19 protein-coding genes are annotated in these 17,380 nt (G+C 57.1%); 10 read left to right on the forward strand and 9 right to left on the reverse strand.

From position 1 onward, the window contains the following. Window positions 1-29: 29 nt before the first annotated feature. Window positions 30-809: a succinate dehydrogenase iron-sulfur subunit gene (locus N8E88_RS18215; protein ID WP_262294899.1), complete on the forward strand. Its 780-nt coding sequence runs from the start codon at window positions 30-32 to the stop codon at window positions 807-809. 21 nt (window positions 810-830) lie between these two features. Here the strand turns inward: N8E88_RS18215 and N8E88_RS18220 are convergent, their stop codons facing one another. Then, window positions 831-1,205 carry a YkvA family protein gene (locus N8E88_RS18220; RefSeq protein WP_262294900.1) on the reverse strand — a complete coding sequence of 125 codons (375 nt, stop codon included), beginning with the start codon at window positions 1,203-1,205 and terminating at the stop codon, window positions 831-833. A gap of 81 nt (window positions 1,206-1,286) precedes the next feature. Then, entirely contained in the window at window positions 1,287-1,715 is a 429-nt protein-coding gene (locus N8E88_RS18225; protein ID WP_262294901.1) for an OsmC family protein, read from the reverse strand. A gap of 245 nt (window positions 1,716-1,960) precedes the next feature. Between N8E88_RS18225 and N8E88_RS18230 the strand changes: the two genes are divergently transcribed. Then, window positions 1,961-3,001 (forward strand): aldo/keto reductase, encoded by a 1,041-nt coding sequence (locus tag N8E88_RS18230; RefSeq protein ID WP_262294902.1) that lies wholly within the window; start codon window positions 1,961-1,963, stop codon window positions 2,999-3,001. Window positions 3,002-3,008: 7 nt separating this feature from the next. Here N8E88_RS18230 and N8E88_RS18235 read toward each other — a convergent pair whose 3' ends face one another. Next, entirely contained in the window at window positions 3,009-4,238 is a 1,230-nt protein-coding gene (locus tag N8E88_RS18235; protein WP_262294903.1) for a ubiquinone biosynthesis hydroxylase, read from the reverse strand. Window positions 4,239-4,328: 90 nt separating this feature from the next. Here N8E88_RS18235 and tesB point away from each other — a divergent pair, with 90 nt between their 5' ends. The 3 genes from tesB (at window position 4,329) to N8E88_RS18250 (ending at window position 7,245) form a co-directional block, all read left to right on the forward strand. After that, the gene (tesB, locus tag N8E88_RS18240) at window positions 4,329-5,198 is read left to right on the forward strand and encodes an acyl-CoA thioesterase II (RefSeq protein ID WP_114429610.1); all 870 of its coding nucleotides are present in this window, start codon (window positions 4,329-4,331) and stop codon (window positions 5,196-5,198) included. Between the two features lie 257 nt (window positions 5,199-5,455). Beyond that, the gene (locus N8E88_RS18245) at window positions 5,456-5,794 is read left to right on the forward strand and encodes a P-II family nitrogen regulator (protein WP_100000921.1); all 339 of its coding nucleotides are present in this window, start codon (window positions 5,456-5,458) and stop codon (window positions 5,792-5,794) included. A 26-nt stretch (window positions 5,795-5,820) separates the two neighbouring features. Continuing rightward, complete coding sequence (locus N8E88_RS18250) at window positions 5,821-7,245, forward strand: ammonium transporter (RefSeq protein WP_262294904.1); 1,425 nt, start codon at window positions 5,821-5,823, stop codon at window positions 7,243-7,245. Between the two features lie 72 nt (window positions 7,246-7,317). On the opposite strand, the gene N8E88_RS18255 is transcribed toward N8E88_RS18250, so the two are convergent. Further along, the gene (locus tag N8E88_RS18255; protein WP_262294905.1) at window positions 7,318-8,118 is read right to left on the reverse strand and encodes an SDR family NAD(P)-dependent oxidoreductase; all 801 of its coding nucleotides are present in this window, start codon (window positions 8,116-8,118) and stop codon (window positions 7,318-7,320) included. A 102-nt stretch (window positions 8,119-8,220) separates the two neighbouring features. Here N8E88_RS18255 and N8E88_RS18260 point away from each other — a divergent pair, with 102 nt between their 5' ends. From N8E88_RS18260 to N8E88_RS18275, 4 genes are all read left to right on the forward strand, one after another. Beyond that, complete coding sequence (locus tag N8E88_RS18260) at window positions 8,221-8,763, forward strand: TetR/AcrR family transcriptional regulator (protein ID WP_262294906.1); 543 nt, start codon at window positions 8,221-8,223, stop codon at window positions 8,761-8,763. Between the two features lie 396 nt (window positions 8,764-9,159). Beyond that, entirely contained in the window at window positions 9,160-11,784 is a 2,625-nt protein-coding gene (locus N8E88_RS18265; RefSeq protein ID WP_262294907.1) for a DNA translocase FtsK, read from the forward strand. A 449-nt stretch (window positions 11,785-12,233) separates the two neighbouring features. Beyond that, entirely contained in the window at window positions 12,234-12,908 is a 675-nt protein-coding gene (locus N8E88_RS18270) for an outer membrane lipoprotein carrier protein LolA (protein WP_262294908.1), read from the forward strand. 189 nt (window positions 12,909-13,097) lie between these two features. Further along, window positions 13,098-13,904: an exodeoxyribonuclease III gene (locus N8E88_RS18275; RefSeq protein ID WP_262294909.1), complete on the forward strand. Its 807-nt coding sequence runs from the start codon at window positions 13,098-13,100 to the stop codon at window positions 13,902-13,904. A gap of 131 nt (window positions 13,905-14,035) precedes the next feature. Here the strand turns inward: N8E88_RS18275 and N8E88_RS18280 are convergent, their stop codons facing one another. Then, complete coding sequence (locus tag N8E88_RS18280) at window positions 14,036-14,494, reverse strand: cyclic nucleotide-binding domain-containing protein (RefSeq protein WP_262294910.1); 459 nt, start codon at window positions 14,492-14,494, stop codon at window positions 14,036-14,038. Window positions 14,495-14,624: 130 nt separating this feature from the next. Then, window positions 14,625-15,308: a response regulator transcription factor gene (locus N8E88_RS18285; RefSeq protein ID WP_112525106.1), complete on the reverse strand. Its 684-nt coding sequence runs from the start codon at window positions 15,306-15,308 to the stop codon at window positions 14,625-14,627. A gap of 129 nt (window positions 15,309-15,437) precedes the next feature. Between N8E88_RS18285 and N8E88_RS18290 the strand changes: the two genes are divergently transcribed. After that, window positions 15,438-15,971, forward strand: a complete 534-nt coding sequence (locus N8E88_RS18290) for a L,D-transpeptidase family protein (RefSeq protein ID WP_262294911.1) — start codon at window positions 15,438-15,440, stop codon at window positions 15,969-15,971. Here the strand turns inward: N8E88_RS18290 and N8E88_RS18295 are convergent. The 3 genes from N8E88_RS18295 to N8E88_RS18305 are packed head-to-tail and all read right to left on the reverse strand — an operon-like array spanning window position 15,968 to window position 17,376. Beyond that, entirely contained in the window at window positions 15,968-16,639 is a 672-nt protein-coding gene (locus N8E88_RS18295; protein WP_262294912.1) for a class I SAM-dependent methyltransferase, read from the reverse strand. The two genes, N8E88_RS18290 and N8E88_RS18295, sit on opposite strands and share 4 nt — an antisense overlap. A gap of 9 nt (window positions 16,640-16,648) precedes the next feature. Further along, complete coding sequence (locus N8E88_RS18300) at window positions 16,649-17,077, reverse strand: EVE domain-containing protein (protein WP_262294913.1); 429 nt, start codon at window positions 17,075-17,077, stop codon at window positions 16,649-16,651. Window positions 17,078-17,085: 8 nt separating this feature from the next. Further along, window positions 17,086-17,376, reverse strand: coding sequence for a YciI-like protein (locus tag N8E88_RS18305; RefSeq protein ID WP_262294914.1), 291 nt, complete (start codon window positions 17,374-17,376; stop codon window positions 17,086-17,088). Between the last annotated feature and the right edge of the window lie 4 nt (window positions 17,377-17,380).

A 17,380-nucleotide genomic window follows, 5' to 3' on the forward strand; every position in this document is an offset into this window, starting at 1 on the left:
GAAAGAACAAATAGAGAGACCAGAATATTATGGTTGAACTTGCACTTCCCAAGAACTCGCAGATGCGGCCCGGCAAGACCTGGGATCGTCCGCAGGGAGCAAACAATCTGCGCGAGTACCGGATCTACCGCTGGTCGCCGGACGACGGCGAGAACCCGCGTATCGATACCTATTATGTCGATCTCGACGATTGCGGGCCCATGGTTCTCGACGGTCTGTTGTGGATCAAGAACCAGATCGATCCGACACTGACATTGCGCCGGTCGTGCCGCGAGGGCATTTGCGGCTCCTGCGCCATGAACATCGATGGCACCAATACGCTCGCCTGCACCAAGGGCATGGATGAGATCAAGGGCGCTGTGAAGGTCTACCCGCTGCCGCATCTGCCGGTCGTCAAGGATCTGGTGCCGGATCTGTCCAATTTCTATGCCCAGCATCGTTCGATCGAGCCGTGGCTGAAGACGGTTTCGCCCGAGCCAGCCAAGGAATGGCTGCAGAGCCACGACGATCGTGCCAAGCTCGATGGCCTTTACGAGTGCATCCTGTGTGCCTGCTGCTCGACCTCATGCCCAAGCTACTGGTGGAATGGCGATCGCTATCTCGGCCCGGCAGTTCTCCTGCAGGCCTATCGCTGGCTGATTGACAGCCGCGACGAAGCAACGGGCGAGCGTCTGGACAATCTGGAAGATCCGTTCCGGCTCTATCGCTGCCATACGATCATGAACTGCGCGCAGGCTTGCCCGAAGGGTCTTAACCCCGCCAAGGCAATCGCCGAAATCAAGAAGATGATGGTGGAGCGGCGGGTCTGATGCCGTCCCGGCCGAAGGAAGCTAGGCGGAATTCGGCCAGAAAACCCACAGCAACGCAATAGCCGCCAGCGTCCAGACCAGCACTACAAAGATCAGCCCCTCCTTGCTCACCGGTCTGGCGCGGCGCGTGGCTTCGTTCCGGAATTGGTGCATGAGAGCGTCAGGCACAAGTTTGACCGCCAGCATGATGCCAAGCGGTACTATGATGAGATCGTCCAGATAGCCGATGATCGGAATGAAGTCCGGTATAAGGTCGATAGGGCTTAGAGCATAGGCGGCAACGCCCCCGGCGACTGCTTTCGCATACCACGGAACACGCGGATCACGCGCGGCGAGCCAGAGCGCAACGACATCGCGTTTGATGGTTCGCGCCCACTGTTTGAGCGATGCAATCATAAGTTAAGTGATCCGGCCTATCGCCATACACAATAACGGGCGCAAGAGCGCCCGCAACTCATTCGGCAGGTTGGCTGACAATCAAGCCAACTTTGCATCCAGAGTAAGTTCGATCGCGCCGAGCGCCTTTGACACCGGGCAGTTGGCCTTGGCTTTGTTGGCAAGCTCGCTGAAAGTCGCTGCATCGATACCCGGAACACTGCCGACCAAGATCAGCGCACTCTTGGTGATCGCGCCTTTGGCCGGATCAAGCGTCACGACCGCCTTGGCTTCGAGCTTTTCAGCCGGGGTGCCGTTTTCCGCCAGGAAGTGTGAAAGCTGCATGGCGAAGCAACCCGCATGGGCCGCACCGAGCAGTTCCTCGGGATTGGTACCGGAAGTGCCGCTTGCGTCCTCGAAACGCGCCTTGAAATTGTAAGGGAGACCCTTTAACGCGCCGCTTTGGGTGTCGAGCGTGCCTTGACCATCTTTCAGCGCGCCTTTCCAGATTGCTGTTGCTTGTCTGTCCATTTGTCGTCTCCCTCGTGGTTGAAGTATCGAGCCGGCTGGTCTTCGATAAAAGCATAACGCGCCGAGCATAGTGCAGTTCCGAGACAGATGCATGTCGGGAATTCGCTCAACCTTTGGCAGCAAGAAGAGAATCCCATATTGATGAAATGCTGTCATCAGGCTAAAAAAACAATTCCCTTATGGAACGGTCTCACACGCTTCCGTTCAGACTATTCAATTCTCATCGCCAGAACTGGAATCATCCCGTGAAACTGAAGAAACTCGGCAGGACCGATATCGACGTCACTGAAATTTGCCTCGGCACCATGACCTGGGGCGCACAGAACACCGAAGCCGATGCACACAGCCAGATCGACTATGCGTTGGATGCGGGTATCAATTTCATGGATACGGCGGAAGTCTATGCAATTCCGTCGAGCGCGGACACCTACGGCAAAACCGAAAGTTATATCGGCACGTGGTTCAAGAAGACCGGGAAGCGCGACAAATTCGTGCTGGCGTCGAAGATTTCCGGCGGCGGCAATAGCTGGATCCGCAATGGAACCCCGCCTGATCGCCAGAGCGTGCGTGAAGCGGTTGAAGGCAGTCTGCAGCGTCTACAGACCGACTATATCGATCTTTATCAGGTCCACTATGCCGCCCGCGGTCATTATCATTTCGGTACCGCATGGCAGTATGCACCGCAGAACCAGGACAAGTCGCAGGTCGTCGCGCAGATCGAAGAGACCCTGCAGGGGCTTGGCGATATGGTCAAGGAAGGCAAGATCCGCCACGTCGGCCTGTCCAACGAAACGGCCTGGGGGATCGGTCAATGGCTCAAGCTTTCCGAGCGTCACGATCTGCCCCGCATTGCTTCTGTGCAGAACGAGTACAGCCTTATCCAGCGCGTCTTCGATCTCGATCTTGCCGAACTCAGCCATCACGAGGATGTCGGCCTTCTCGCCTATTCGACGCTGGCTTCCGGCGTGCTGACCGGCAAATATCTCGATGGGAAAACGCCGGCGGGCACGCGCGGCTCGATTCAGCCGGGCGGTCTATGGCGCAACAATGAATACTCCGCGCCTGCGGTTCGCGCTTATATTGAACTCGCCCGCAAGCACAATCTCGATGTGGCGCAGATGGCGATCGCCTTTGCGCTGTCGCGGCCGTTCATGACCTCGGTTATTATCGGGGCAACATCGATGGAGCAATTGAAGACCGATATCTGGGCAAGCCAGATCACGCTGCCACCGGAACTCCTCAGGGAGATAAACGCGATCTACCGCAGATATCCGCGACCGCTCTAGAGCAAGTCTAGATCGGCTGGCCCTGCAGCAGTTTCGGCGCTGTCGTCGATAGTCCCGCGGCCTGGCGGATGAAGAATCCCTTGAGCCGCGGCATCCGTTCGACAAGGCCGAGACCAAAATCGCGCAGCGCCCGGACCGGCACGTTGTCGTTGGAAAACAGCCGGTTCAAAACGTCCGTGGTGACGCCCATCTGCACCGTGTCGAAGCGCCGCCAGGTCTGGTAGCGTTCGAGCACCGCTACCGAACCGATGTCGAGCCCGAGCCGATCGGCATCGACGATGGTTTCCGCCAGCGCTGCCGCATCCTTGAAGCCGAGATTGAGACCTTGCCCGGCGATCGGGTGGATACCATGCGCTGCGTCGCCCACCAGCGCGAAGCGCGGCTTGACGAAATCCCGGGCAAGGGTAAGACCGAGCGGAAAAGCTTTACGCGCGCCTTCCACATGTACCTCGCCGAGTTTCAGGCCAAAACGCTGTTCGAGCTCGGCTTCGAAAACGAAATCATCCTCGTTGATCAGGCGTTCTGCATCGGCGGTCCGTTCAGTCCAGACCAGCGAAGAGCGGTTGCCTTTGAGCGGCAGCACCGCAAAGGGTCCGGCGGGAAGGAAATGTTCCTCGGCCCGGCCATGGTGCGGGCGCTCATGCGCGACGGTGCAGACGATACCTGACTGGCCATATTCCCAGTTCACGACCTTGATGCCGGCCATCTCGCGCAGGCGGGATTTGACGCCGTCGGCCGCAATCAGCAGCCGGGTTCGCAAGCTCTTGTCGTCAGAATAACGGACCGTCAGATCTGCCTCGCCATGTTCGAAACCGTTTACCGGCGCGCCCTCGACGAAGGTGACGCCAAGCTCTTCCGCCTTCTTGCGCAACGATGCGTTGAGGATGCGGTTCTCCACCATATGCGCGAATGGCTCGCCCGGCTCGACTTCGCCGTTGAAGGTCAGGAACACGGGTCGTACAGGATCGGACGTGCGCGAATCGGTGACAATCATCTCGGTAATGGGTTGCGCTTCGGGAAGGATCGCCTCCCAGCATCCAAGGCGGTCCAGCATGCGGCTTGCGGCGGCAGCGATAGCGGAGGCGCGCGTATCGTTACGCCATACGCCGGCGGGCGCCGCGTCGACAATCGTAACGGCAAGGTGCGGCGCCGATGATTTCAGCGCAACTGCTGTCGCGAGGCCAACATAGCCTGCGCCGGCGATGGTGATGTCTTGCGGGGAGCTTCGTTCAACCATGGTTTGCCTCCGGGTTGCAGTTATGCGGCGCTTGACTTGTGCTCTTGTTCCTGTTGCAAGCGTTGGACGCGCGAACGGGAGACTTCGATCATGTCTGACGCCATGAATGAGCTTTTGTCCATACTCGACCTTGAGATGCTTGAACACAACCTGTTTCGAGGTCGCAGCCCGCAATCCGGCTGGCAACGTGTTTTCGGCGGCCAGGTGATCGGCCAGGCATTGGTCGCAGCACAGCGCACCGTCGATCCTCTGCGTCATGTGCATTCGCTGCACGGTTATTTCATGCGTGCCGGCGATCCGAAAGTGCCGATTATCTATGAGGTCGATCGTATTCGCGACGGTTCGAGCTTCACCACGCGGCGGGTCGTCGGTATCCAGCACGGCCACGCGATCTTTTCGCTGGAAGCTTCCTTCCAGATCGAGGAGGAGGGACTCGAACATCAAAAGCCCAAACCGCTCGACGTCACCGAACCGGAAAATCTCATCAGCGACCGCGACCTGAAAGAGCAATATCTGCAGAATGCGCCTGCCGCTATCCGCAAGTACTGGGAGCAAGACCGGCCCATCGAGATGAAGCCATTGTCGCTCGCGCACTATTTTTCGCGCGAGAAGCTGCCGCCCGAGCAGAATGTCTGGATCAAGACCACAGGTCCCGTGCCGGATGATCGCGCCGTGCAGGCGGCGGTGCTGGCTTATCTGTCGGACATGACGCTGCTCGATACCTCGCTCTATGCGCATGGGAGATCGATTTTCGATCGCGACCTGCAGGTCGCCAGTCTCGACCACGCCATGTGGTTTCATCGGCCCTGCCGTTTCGACGATTGGCTGCTTTATACGGCAGACAGCCCCAGTACATCCGGAGCGCGTGGCTTTAATCGTGGTGCAATCTATAGCCGTGACGGCATATTGATTGCCTCGACAGCACAGGAAGGCCTAATTCGTGTGCATTCCGAAGCGTGACGTTTTTAAAGCCCGCCGAGTTTGCCTAAATTTTAGGCATGTTGCATCGTATTGCGTAATCATGCCGTCAATTGTTAAAAATATACATTTGTAATCAATGGCTTGGCGTTATATTTCGAGTCTGGCACAGAACTTGAATACTCCTTAGCAGTCACCGACTGCCGCAAGCGGCTTTAGGCGATGGGTTCAACGCGGATGTGAAGCCTTTCGAGTAATTCCACCTGAAAGGCGCCGCGCAAAGCGCAGGGGTATATTCAATGAAAATTGTGATGGCCATCATCAAGCCGTTCAAGCTGGACGAAGTGCGCGAAGCACTCACTGCTGTCGGCATCCAGGGCCTGACCGTCACCGAGGTGAAAGGTTATGGCCGCCAGAAAGGGCACACCGAGATTTATCGCGGGGCGGAATATGCCGTCAGCTTCCTTCCGAAACTGAAGGTGGAAGTAGCGGTCGCATCCGAGCTCGTCGACACTGCCGTTGAAGCCATCACCACGGCTGCCAAGACCGGTCAGATCGGTGATGGAAAGATATTCGTTCTCAGCATCGAGCAGGCCGTCCGTATCCGCACGGGCGAAACCGACACCGACGCGCTGTGATTTATTTGGGGTTCAAGGAGACAATAATGAAAATTCCAACCAGTCTGACATCTGCGGCGCGCAGCACCCTTCTCGGGTCGCTGGCACTGGTCGCTATCGGTACGCTGGCCGCATTCGCTCAGGAGGCCGCGCCAGCAGCTCCCGCCGCCGCAGCGCCAGCCTTCACAGTCGACAAGGGCGACACCACCTGGATGATGATCTCGACAGTGCTTGTGCTGTTGATGACCATCCCTGGCCTCGCGCTTTTCTATGGCGGTCTTGTCCGCTCGAAGAACATGCTCTCGGTTCTCATGCAGGTCTTCACCATCACCGCTGTGGTGATGCTGATCTGGGTGTTCTACGGCTATAGCCTGGCCTTCACACCCGGCAATTCGTTTGTCGGTGGCCTGTCGAAGGCATTCTTGCAAGGCGTCGACGTGACGACGATGTCCGAAACCTTCACGAAGGGCGTTGCCATCCCCGAGCTGGTCTATGTCGTCTTCCAGATGACCTTCGCCTGCATTACGCCGGCGCTTATCGTCGGTGCGTTCGCTGAACGCGTGAAGTTCTCAGCGGTCATCCTGTTCGTCATTCTCTGGGTTACCTTCGTCTACTTCCCGATCGCTCACATGGTCTGGTTCTGGGGTGGTCCAAGCGCCTATTCCGATCCGTCCGGCCTGATCTTCGGCTTCGGCGCAATCGACTTTGCCGGTGGTACCGTCGTTCATATCAATGCGGGTATTGCAGGTCTCGTCGGCGCTCTGATGATCGGTAAGCGTACCGGCTACAAGAAAGACATCATGGCACCGCACTCCATGACGATGACCATGATCGGTGCGTCATTGCTGTGGGTTGGCTGGTTCGGCTTCAATGCCGGTTCCAACCTCGAAGCCAATGCCTATGCGGGCCTTGCCATGATCAACACCTTTGTCGCAACGGCTGCTGCTGCGGTGATGTGGATCATCCTCGAATCCTTCCTGCGTGGTAAAGCCTCGATGCTCGGTGCCGTATCGGGTGCAGTTGCCGGTCTGGTTGCCGTTACCCCGGCTGCCGGTTTCGTCGGTCCGATGGGTGCCATCGTGCTCGGTGGGGTCGTCACCGTCGTCTGCTACTTCTTCGTCGCGGTGGTGAAGAACACGTTCGACTATGATGACAGCCTCGATGTCTTCGGCATCCATTGCGTCGGCGGCATCATCGGTGCTCTCGGCACCGGCATCCTCGTCAATCCGGCACTGGGTGGCGCCGGCATCGTCGATTATTCGACTGCCGATTTCGCCGCCAGCTATGCAGGTACGGCGACTCAGCTGTGGGCGCAGTTCAAGGGTGTCGCCGTGACACTGCTCTGGTCCGGTATCGGCAGCGCGATCCTTTACAAGATCGTCGATCTCATCGTCGGCCTGCGCGCATCGCCCGAATCAGAGCGTGAAGGCCTCGACCTCACCTCGCACGGTGAAGCTGCCTACCACAGCTGATAGAAATACCTTGAAAAGAACCAGAAGGGCCCGGTTTCCGGGCCCTTTTCTTTTTGAGCATGGCGTCCCGGCTTAACTTGCGAGCGCTTTTTCAGGCTGATAACGATCGGCAGCGTGGACCTGCGCGTAATTCGGAATCATCAGCTGTCGAGCCATGTCGAAAGCCTTCCATTGATCGGCATCCGGAAGCGGCGGAATAGTCACGGACTCGCGACGATCGAAGCCCACGAGCGCTGCGTCAACGAGTTCCTCTACTTCCATCACAGCCGGAAGTGCATTCACATCCCTGCCAGACCGCTCCCAGATTTCTGTTCGCGTTGCCGCCGGCAGCACCACCTGGACATACACGCCCTTTGGGCCAAGTTCGAGCTGGAGCCCCTGGCTGAGGAACAGCACGAATGCTTTTGTCGCTCCGTAGACGGTTAGACCAAACTCAGGAGCCAATCCAACAACCGAGGCGATATTGATGATCGACCCTGCCCCGGCTTCGATGAAACGTGGCGTAACAGCACTGATCAGCCGGGTCAGCGCAGTCGTGTTGAGGCTTATGAGCTTGGCCACGTCGTCCGGCGTTTGATCGGCGAACCCGCCAGCTGCGCTGGCGCCGGCGTTGTTGATCAGTATGCCAATGCGCGCATCCTCACGTACGCGCGACTCCACCCTGGCCAGCTCAACCTCATCGGTGAGATCAGCTTGAAGGATATCGACATTGGCTCCGGTTTCACGGCGTAGGCGCTCGCTCAGCGTTTCCAATCGAGCCAGGTCTCGAGCAACCAATACCAGATCGTGCCCCCGTTTTGCGAAACGGTCGGCATAAACAGCACCGATGCCCGTGGAGGCTCCGGTAATAAGGACGGTGGGTTTGGCTTTCATTGCTTTTTCCTTGAGTTTGGATTATTAATCATGATCGTCATCATGTTTAGTGTATTCATGATCGCTATCATGATTAAAGTCAAGTGAAAAATCGAGGACGTAATGAAAGTCAGTCGTGAGCGAGTGGCGGAAAACCGGCAAAAGATCCTGGAGGCGGCTGGCAGGCTTTTCAGGGCCCACGGATTCGAGGCGGTGACGGTGGCGGATGTGATGAAGGCGGCGTCTCTCACCCATGGCGCTTTTTATGGGCACTTCAATTCGAAAGATGACCTGATCGTTCAAACCCTGGCCCACATCGTTTCAGCCGGGATACCGGAGGACCTCGATCTGACGCGGTACGCGGCGACCTACCTTTCGGAAAGTCACCGAGATGATATCGCAGGCGGATGTCCAACGGCGGGGCTGGCCGGCCAAACCATCCATCAATCGCCAGAGGCCCGTGCAGCGATGACGGCAGGCTTGCGAGAGCACATCGAGCGCCTGAGTCGCTCGGCTCCTGGGGCAACTGCGGAAAACAAACGTCGGGCTGCCATTGGGAGCTGGGCGGCGATGGTGGGAGCAGTCATCTTGGCCCGGATGAGCGATGACCCGAATTTGTCTGATGAACTGCTGTCGCAGACGCGTGAGTGGATTAGCCCGAAGTGACGCCGCGTATCACAGCTGATAGAACAATCTTGAAAAGGAGCAGCAGGGCCGGGTTTTCCGGGGCTCTTTTTTGTTTTGAGAGCCACCTCTCTTGCCGGGGGAAAGAAATTCCCTGCGTGGTTCGACAAGCTCACCATGAGGGAGGTTGTTGTGCTGCAACTGGCGATGATCATCGCCTACACTCCAGAACTTGACTCTCTGCAATCCACACAACTCCCTCATGGTGAGCTTGTCGAACCACGCACAGCGCCTTTACCGCTGATCCTGCTAATTTCGTCCCACTCATTCCCCATGGTTAATGGCCCCTTAACCATCCGCACCGTAACGTCAGAATCAACTCTATGATTTGCGGCTGCTCGCAGCCGTTCTGTATGCGTTCACGCGGGGCCGGATTTCATGCGTCAAGGATACCTTTCCTCCTATGCCATTGAAGATCAGCGAACCGGGTTATCCAGCCTGTTTCGCAGGCAGATTCATATCCTGTGGGGGCTGGGACTTATCGGCTTCGTGGCCTTTGCCATCGGCAGCCTCGCCACCTGGAACGTGCTCGATCCAAGCTTCAGTCACGCCACGTCGAATCCGACCCGCAATGCCCTCGGTTATCCCGGTGCGGTCTTCGCCGATCTCGGCATGCAGTTCTTCGGTCTTTCCATGGTTGTGGCACTGATGCCGGCGCTTTTCTGGGGCGGGCTCTTTCTCACAGGGCGTGGTGTCGACCGTATGCCGCGCCGGGCCGTCGCCTGGCTTTGCGCGTCGCTTCTGGCTGCGGCGATCGCCGGCTGCTTCGCCATACCGGAAAGCTGGCCAATGCCTATTGGTCTTGGCGGTGTCTTTGGTGATATGGTCCTCAAGATACCCGGCATCTTTATCGGCACGTTCCCCCGTGGTGGTCTGGCCATGATCATGGTTGCCATTCTTGCCATCCCGACCCTTTGGATCTTTGGCTTTGCCAGTGGCATCACCTACCGTGACAGCGAACCGGTGGTCACCAAGAAGTCCACGCGCCACGTCGCCGAAGATGATGACTACGACGACGAGGATGATGATGACGATCGCGGAGGCGGTGGCCTGCTCGCTCTCGGCGCCTTGACCCATTGGTTCCTGAGCACGAAAGCCCTGTTCCGCCGGTTTTCCGGTCGTAGCGCCGGGCTCTATAGCAGCGCACGCAGTATCGGCTCGCGGCATGACGGTGATTTCCCTGACGTTGCGGTTTCGCGTCAGAAAAGCGCCCAGACCGATGGCCGGCGCGAGCCCGGCTTCTACGACGAAGCACCACAAATCGAGGCGCCTTCAATCGATATCGGCAGGGATGAATTCGACGGCCGCTTCGATCCGGTCGCCTTCAGCGATGAAGAGGATGTCGACGATTGGGCGCTGCAGTCAGCCCCGGCAAGACCGACGGCGATTCCGAACAGGCCAGTTGCCGCACGCATTGATACACCGGCACCTGCGCCGCGGGCCGGCGCGCGCGTTCAGCGCGAGGCGCAGGCGTCGTTGATTGCATCCGACGAATACGAGATGCCTTCGTTGCATTTCCTGAGCGAACCGAAGAACGTTGTGCGCAATCCGGGCCTTTCCAAAGAGGCTTTGGAACAGAACGCGCGGCTGCTGGAAGGTGTGCTTGAGGATTTCGGCGTGCGCGGCGAAATCATCCATGTACGTCCGGGTCCAGTGGTAACGCTCTATGAACTGGAACCGGCGCCGGGGATCAAATCGTCGCGGGTCATCACCCTCGCCGACGATATCGCCCGCTCCATGAGCGCGATTGCCGCGCGTGTCGCCGTTGTGCCCGGTCGCAATGCCATCGGTATCGAGCTCCCGAACCAGACGCGCGAAATGGTCTATCTGCGTGAACTTCTGGCAAGCCGCGATTTTGAGCAGACAAAGACCAAATTGGCGCTTGCCCTTGGAAAGACCATCAATGGCGAGGCGGTTATCGCGGACCTTGCGAAAATGCCGCATTTGCTGGTCGCCGGCACCACGGGTTCGGGCAAGTCCGTTGCGATCAATACGATGATCCTTTCGCTGCTTTACCGGATGACGCCGGAGCAGTGCCGCCTGATCATGATCGACCCGAAAATGCTCGAACTGTCGATCTACGATGGCATTCCGCATCTGTTGACGCCTGTCGTCACCGATCCGAAAAAGGCCGTCGTCGCGCTGAAGTGGACGGTCAAGGAGATGGAAGACCGCTACCGCAAGATGTCGAAAGTCGGCGTGCGCAATATTGACGGCTTCAATCAGCGGGTCGAGCAGGCCCACAAAAAGGGTGAGCGTATTGCCCGGACGGTACAGACCGGCTTTGATCGTGCAACGGGCGAAGCCGTCTACGAGACCGAAGAGCTCGACCTGAAGCCGATGCCCTATATCGTCGTCATAATCGATGAAATGGCCGACCTGATGATGGTCGCCGGCAAGGATATTGAAGGCGCGGTACAGCGGTTGGCTCAGATGGCGCGCGCCGCCGGTATCCACGTGATCATGGCGACGCAGCGTCCATCGGTCGATGTCATTACCGGCACGATCAAAGCCAATTTTCCGACTCGTATTTCGTTCCAGGTTACATCGAAGATCGATTCGCGAACGATCCTTGGCGAGCAGGGCGGCGAGCAGCTGCTCGGCATGGGCGATATGCTCTATATGGCCGGCGGCGGCCGCATCCAGCGCGTGCACGGACCATTTGTCGGGGACGATGAAGTAGAGAAGATCGTCCAGCACCTGAAACTGCAGGGCGTTCCGGAATATCTCGATTCCATTACAGAGGAAGACGACGAAGACGAAGGTGGCGGACCAGCGGGAACATCCAATCTCGAAGATTCGGACGATCCCTATGACCAGGCTGTCGCGGTCGTTCTACGCGACAAGAAGGCGTCAACGAGTTATATCCAGCGCCGGCTCGGCATTGGTTACAACCGCGCCGCTTCGATCATCGAGCGTATGGAACAGGAAGGACTAGTTGGCCCCGCCAACCATGCGGGTAAACGCGAGATTCTCGTGCCGACACAGGATGACGAGTTCTAGGCGTAACGTAACGTTTATGCGGTTCGTTATGGAACAATAGGCAGCGGCGCATTACATAACGATTCAAGCTCAGGTTACGTAACGGCGCAAGGGAACAAGAAACGATATCCTGCCGTTTAGCAGAGTGAATTGAGGAAATATTGGATCGTTCTGCCGGAGGGAATTTGGTTCAAGGTCGAGGGGTTTGGCGAGGCCGGTGTTTATCCATCGGACGACGCCGAAACCCGAAGGATTTAAAGCAAATTCACCCGGCCCTTCGGGTTTCCGGCTGGCGGACACCCACTTTGTCAGGCGGCATCGGACGATGGAAACCCATCGGCCTCGCCACCTTCCGCGTGGATTGTCTCGCCATCCGAGAAACAGAACTGATGCAATATTCCCTTAATTCACTCTCGCCATAGTGCAGCCCAACTGGCTTCGTACAGAAAGAGACGACAGGAGATATGATCATGATACTGACAAATGCACCGTTTCGCGCCCTTGGCTCAGTGGCGAAGAGCTCTGCGGTTGCTTCCATTGTCGGCATGGGTCTCCTGTTTGGCGCTGCGAATATCGCGCTGCCGACCCCTGCCCTGGCACAAGCCGGTCCCGCCGGCATCAATGCGGCGCAGGACATAGCCAACAAGTTTTCCAGCGTTAAAACGCTGACGGGCAGTTTTGTCCAGTTCGGCCCGCGTGGAGATCAGACCGGCGGCACGTTCTATATCGAACGCCCCGGCAAAATCCGCTTCAACTATAACAAGCCATCGCCCATTCGCGTTATCTCCGATGGCAAATCCGTGGTGATCAACAATCGCAAGCTCGACACCTGGGATCTCTATCCGCTGTCGAAAACCCCGCTGAAGCTGCTCCTCAGCGATCAGATCGATCTGTCCGCCAGGTCGGTCAAATCGGTGAAGCAGGAGCCGGACATGACGACGATAGTGCTCGGCGACAAGTCGATCTTCGGCAACTCGACCATTTCCATGATGTTCGATCCGAAAACCTCCGACCTGCGCCAGTGGACCATCACCGATGCCCAAGGCCTTGATACAACGGTGATGATCACCGATGTGCGGACCGGCGTGCGCTTTGCCGATGATATGTTCAAGATCGATTACACCCGCATCGCGATGAAGCGGTAGCCTTGCGATTTGCGGAATCTTTTGGCATGACCGGAGTGCGTGGTTCGACAAGCTCACCATGAATGGTGGTCATCTGGCATCAACAGTTGCAAAAGTTGGCGCTCTTATTCTTCAGCTCGACATCCCTCATGGTGAGCTTGTCGAACCACGCACTGCTTATAGTGCCGTCCATTCATCTTGCGAGTCTTCATGCCCTTTTCCGTTGCCACCTGGAACATCAATTCGGTGCGCCTGCGCTTGCCGCTGGTCCTGCAATTCCTGCGCGATTATCAGCCTGATGTGCTGTGCCTGCAGGAAACCAAGTGCCCGGATGATCTTTTCCCGCGCGAGGCATTTCATATGGCCGGGTATGAGCATATCGAGATCAGCGGCCAGAAAGGCTATCATGGGGTTGCCACCCTATCGCGCCGCCCCCTCACCGAACCGGCACGCGTCGGGTTTTGCGATATCGCCGATTGCCGGCATTTGAGCACGGTCGTCAATGCTGGAACGAAGCGGCTGCGTATCCACAATTTCTACGTTCCGGCTGGAGGCGATGAGCCCGATCCGGAAATCAATGCGAAGTTCAGGCACAAGCTCGGGTTCCTTGACGAGATGAAGGCGATGAATGCCGTCTACGGTGATGGCCATGCGTCTCTGCTGGTCGGCGATCTCAACATTGCTCCGCTCGAAACCGACGTCTGGTCGCACAAGCAACTTTTGAAGGTCGTCAGCCATACCCCGATTGAAACCGAAGGTCTGGAAAAGCTGCGGAAGGATGGCGGGTGGAGCGATCTGATGCGCCACCACATCCCGCCGAGCGAGAAGATCTATACGTGGTGGAGCTATCGCGCCGCCGATTGGGCTGCGGCCGATCGCGGGCGGCGACTGGATCATATATGGGGTTCGCCGGACCTTGAAACCGATCTGACCGACATCACGATCCTTCGTGAGGCACGCGGATGGGAGCGCCCGTCGGACCATGTTCCGGTCATCGCTCGTTTTAATCTGGATTGAGCTGGATCTGGAACAAGAATTGCACAAAATAGTCGAATCCCGCACAAACTTCCTCGAATCCTATGCCGGAATCCTCGATTCCGGTGCAAGAATTTCAATCGCCGCGGGCAATTTGGTTGCGGCCGGTTTAGTCACTGCTCATTGAACAGGTGTTCGTACCGGGTAATGGCCTCGATCATTTCGCTGAGGTCGGCCGATATCTGGTCATGCAAAGCGGCGGCGATTTCGGGATATTCTTCGAGAATCCGCCGGAAAAGCGAACGATTGAGCCGGATGACCTCGGTTTCGGATTCGGCCATGGCACTGGTCAGGCGCTTGGTCTGGGCGATGATCGCCATCTCGCCGAGGACGGCACCAGGACCCACCGTTTTCAGGATTATACGACCTGACGGCCCTTCGCGGAACAGGGAAATATCACCGCGATCAATAACATAGGCACAATCTGCCGCCTGGCCTTCACGGTAGAGTTCGCGGCCTTCGCGCAAAACAAGACGTTCGGTGCCGAAGGCGAGCAGGCGCAACTGGTCGCGCGTAAACGTCTCGAACAGCCCCACCGTCTCCAGAATGCGAATATCATCTTCAATTGCCATGCAATAACAGACATATACCTAGATTGGCGTCGCGCATAACCCCAAAAAATCATCTTCAGGATTACGCGCAAATCATTCGTGTGCTGCGTCCTTTATGCCTCAAAAAAGAGGTAGGGCGTAGCAATCGGCATCAAGGAATGAGCTTGTATCCCCCGCTTTCCGTGACAAGTATGGTTGAATTGGATGGATCATGCTCTATTTTCTGCCGCAAGCGGTACACATGCGTCTCCAGCGTGTGTGTCGTCACCCCAGAGTTGTATCCCCACACCTCTTCAAGCAAGATATCCCTTGTGATGACCTTGCCGCCCGCGCGGTAAAGATATTTGATTATGGCGACTTCCTTCTCGGTCAGCCGAATCTTGCTGCCTTTGGCGTCGATCAGCATCTTTTGCCCCGGCTTGAATGTATAGGGCCCGACAATGAAAGTCGCGTCCTCGCTTTGCTCATGCTGGCGAAGTTGTGCCCGAATGCGCGCCAATAGGACAGCGAAGCGAAACGGCTTGGTCACATAGTCGTTTGCGCCCGATTCGAGGCCGAGAATGGTGTCCGAATCGGTGTCGTGCCCCGTCAGCATGATGACCGGGGCCTTGAAGCCGCCCTTGCGCAAAAGCTTGATTGCCTCGCGCCCATCCATGTCCGGCAGCCCGACATCCATGATCAGGAGATCGACGACGCCGTTTCTCGCGGTCTGAACGGCTTTGGTTGCATTATCTTCCTCGATGATCTGGAATTCTTCATAGAGGCTCAGTTGTTCAACCAGGATGGCTCGCAAGTCTGCATCGTCGTCGACGATAAGAATGGTACGCGCTGTCATCGGATCTCCCGCAGATGGAAAGAAGTCATTGGAATTTAAGTCGAATAGGACAGGAAAGAAAGGGGATCGACTTGATATTGGTTATGCGGCGCATCAGTCTGACAAAAAAATGCTTTTTATGAGGCAAGCATGAGTCGCAGGTCCTTGAAATTGATTGATGTCCGTCCAAGACCTGGCCACACGAGCCAAGGGCAGCTGATTGCTGGCAATATAATCCTGCGCTGTGCGCTGGGCAAAGGCGGAATCACTGCTTTCAAGCGCGAAGGTGATGGTGGAACGCCGCTCACGCGCATGCGGTTGCTCTACGGCTTCAAGCGTCCCGACAAGAAAGTGAAGAGTACGCAGGCCTTGCTGTTACAGCCACTTCGCCGCGATGATGGCTGGTGTGAAGTCAGCAACGATCGCAATTACAACCGGAAGGTGCGCATTCCCTATGGCGCCAGCCACGAAACCATGTGGCGCAAGGATGATCTGTACGATATCTGCATCGTCATGGATTGGAACGTCAGACCGCGACGTCGTGCCAAGGGCAGTGCAATCTTCTTTCATTTGGCAAGACCGGGCTATACACCGACGGAAGGTTGCATTGCCTTGAGTCGAGTCGATATGAACCGGCTTTTGCCCTATCTCTCAGACCAGACGGTCATTCGCGTGCTGCGTTAGCGCTTGAAGCGCCAAACCGTCGTTTGCTTTACTTCGGCGTCTTCGAGAATTCTTGTCACCGGTACCGAATAAACTGCCAATGAATCCAGCAGGTTGTTGGGAAAATAGGAGCGGCCAGGATCGCCAACGATGATGTCCGCACCGCGGGCAGCCAGTGAGGTGAACCAAGGTACGAGTCTGTCGGCCAATGGCTTGTCATAAAAAACGTCACCGGCCAGAACGACATCCCAACCGTCGTCGCTGCCAATCAGATCGTCGATCCGAATCTCGACTGTTGCACAATTTGCATCGGCGTTAAGAGCGATGGCGGGGCGTGCAAACGGGTCGATATCGCAGCAGATGACATGCTTTGCCCCCGCCTGAGCAGCAGCAATACCGACCAGACCGGAACCCGAGGCGAAATCGAGGACAACTGCGTTTGCAACCGTTGCGGGATGGTCGAGCACGTAGCGCGCCACCCCTTGTCCGCCCGCCCAGGCAAACGCCCAGAAAGGCGGTGGCAGTCCGATTGTTGTCAGTTCTTCTTCTGTACGGTGCCAGAGGTCATGCGCTTCATCGGCAAGATAGAGCCTGATCTCCGGCACGTGCGGGGGCGGTTGGAGAATGGTATTCGCCAGAACGAACCGGCGATAGCGATCGCTTTCAGGATCGAGAGCAGCCTCAACCACGGGATGAAATCATTCCGGTGCTGGAACCAGTCCGCCCATACGGCAAACCTCTTTCCATTCATCCGGTTGCACTGGCTGCACCGATAGCCGCATGGACGTAACCAATGCCATTTTTTCCAGTTTCGGATTGGCCTTGACGTCCTTTAATGTCACCGGATTAGGCACATCCTTGACCGCGCGGATATCCACGCATTCCCAGCGCTGATCTTCGGTGCTCGAATCATGATGAGCGAGGGCACAAACCTCGACGATGCCGACGACGTCCAGCCCTTCATTGGAATGGTAGAAGAAGCCTTTATCACCGATCTTCATGGCACGCATATTGTTGCGTGCCTGATAGTTGCGCACGCCGGTCCACTCCGTACCTTTGGCCCCGGCGGCTTTCTGGTTGTCCCACGACCATGAATCAGGTTCTGATTTGAATAGCCAAAATGCCATGATAGCACCTATTTGTTGTCAGGATTCTTGATTGCCCAGTTCCAGGGGCGGATATCGACAGCCGCGAAAAGTCCAGCTCTAGCATAGGGATCATGCGCTGCAATCTCCTTTGCTGCGTCAAGGTCAGGCGCCTCGACGACCACCAGGCTGCCGTTCGGCTTGGCGTCATCGCCAAGAAACGGCCCGGCAAATTTCAGGCGATCACCCAGGCTGTTCAAATAATCGAGATGAACAGCACGTGTGTCGAGGCGTAATTGCAGATGATCAGGCTTGTCGTTGCACAGAAGGGCATAGAGCATTCAT

This window comes from Phyllobacterium zundukense (genome assembly GCF_025452195.1).
Classification (GTDB): Bacteria; Pseudomonadota; Alphaproteobacteria; order Rhizobiales; family Rhizobiaceae; genus Phyllobacterium; species Phyllobacterium zundukense_A.

What these genes read in the sequence shown, in the direction of transcription:
- N8E88_RS18215 (WP_262294899.1), top strand. Translation starts at nt 30, where the DNA reads ATGGTTGAACTTGCACTTCCCAAGAACTCGCAGATGCGGCCCGGCAAG.
- N8E88_RS18220 (WP_262294900.1), bottom strand. Translation starts at nt 1,205, where the DNA reads ATGATTGCATCGCTCAAACAGTGGGCGCGAACCATCAAACGCGATGTC.
- N8E88_RS18225 (WP_262294901.1), bottom strand. Translation starts at nt 1,715, where the DNA reads ATGGACAGACAAGCAACAGCAATCTGGAAAGGCGCGCTGAAAGATGGT.
- N8E88_RS18235 (WP_262294903.1), bottom strand. Translation starts at nt 4,238, where the DNA reads ATGGTTGAACGAAGCTCCCCGCAAGACATCACCATCGCCGGCGCAGGC.
- tesB (WP_114429610.1), top strand. Translation starts at nt 4,329, where the DNA reads ATGTCTGACGCCATGAATGAGCTTTTGTCCATACTCGACCTTGAGATG.
- N8E88_RS18245 (WP_100000921.1), top strand. Translation starts at nt 5,456, where the DNA reads ATGAAAATTGTGATGGCCATCATCAAGCCGTTCAAGCTGGACGAAGTG.
- N8E88_RS18250 (WP_262294904.1), top strand. Translation starts at nt 5,821, where the DNA reads ATGAAAATTCCAACCAGTCTGACATCTGCGGCGCGCAGCACCCTTCTC.
- N8E88_RS18255 (WP_262294905.1), bottom strand. Translation starts at nt 8,118, where the DNA reads ATGAAAGCCAAACCCACCGTCCTTATTACCGGAGCCTCCACGGGCATC.
- N8E88_RS18260 (WP_262294906.1), top strand. Translation starts at nt 8,221, where the DNA reads ATGAAAGTCAGTCGTGAGCGAGTGGCGGAAAACCGGCAAAAGATCCTG.
- N8E88_RS18265 (WP_262294907.1), top strand. Translation starts at nt 9,160, where the DNA reads ATGCGTCAAGGATACCTTTCCTCCTATGCCATTGAAGATCAGCGAACC.
- N8E88_RS18270 (WP_262294908.1), top strand. Translation starts at nt 12,234, where the DNA reads ATGATACTGACAAATGCACCGTTTCGCGCCCTTGGCTCAGTGGCGAAG.
- N8E88_RS18275 (WP_262294909.1), top strand. Translation starts at nt 13,098, where the DNA reads ATGCCCTTTTCCGTTGCCACCTGGAACATCAATTCGGTGCGCCTGCGC.
- N8E88_RS18280 (WP_262294910.1), bottom strand. Translation starts at nt 14,494, where the DNA reads ATGGCAATTGAAGATGATATTCGCATTCTGGAGACGGTGGGGCTGTTC.
- N8E88_RS18285 (WP_112525106.1), bottom strand. Translation starts at nt 15,308, where the DNA reads ATGACAGCGCGTACCATTCTTATCGTCGACGACGATGCAGACTTGCGA.
- N8E88_RS18290 (WP_262294911.1), top strand. Translation starts at nt 15,438, where the DNA reads ATGAGTCGCAGGTCCTTGAAATTGATTGATGTCCGTCCAAGACCTGGC.
- N8E88_RS18300 (WP_262294913.1), bottom strand. Translation starts at nt 17,077, where the DNA reads ATGGCATTTTGGCTATTCAAATCAGAACCTGATTCATGGTCGTGGGAC.
- N8E88_RS18305 (WP_262294914.1), bottom strand. Translation starts at nt 17,376, where the DNA reads ATGCTCTATGCCCTTCTGTGCAACGACAAGCCTGATCATCTGCAATTA.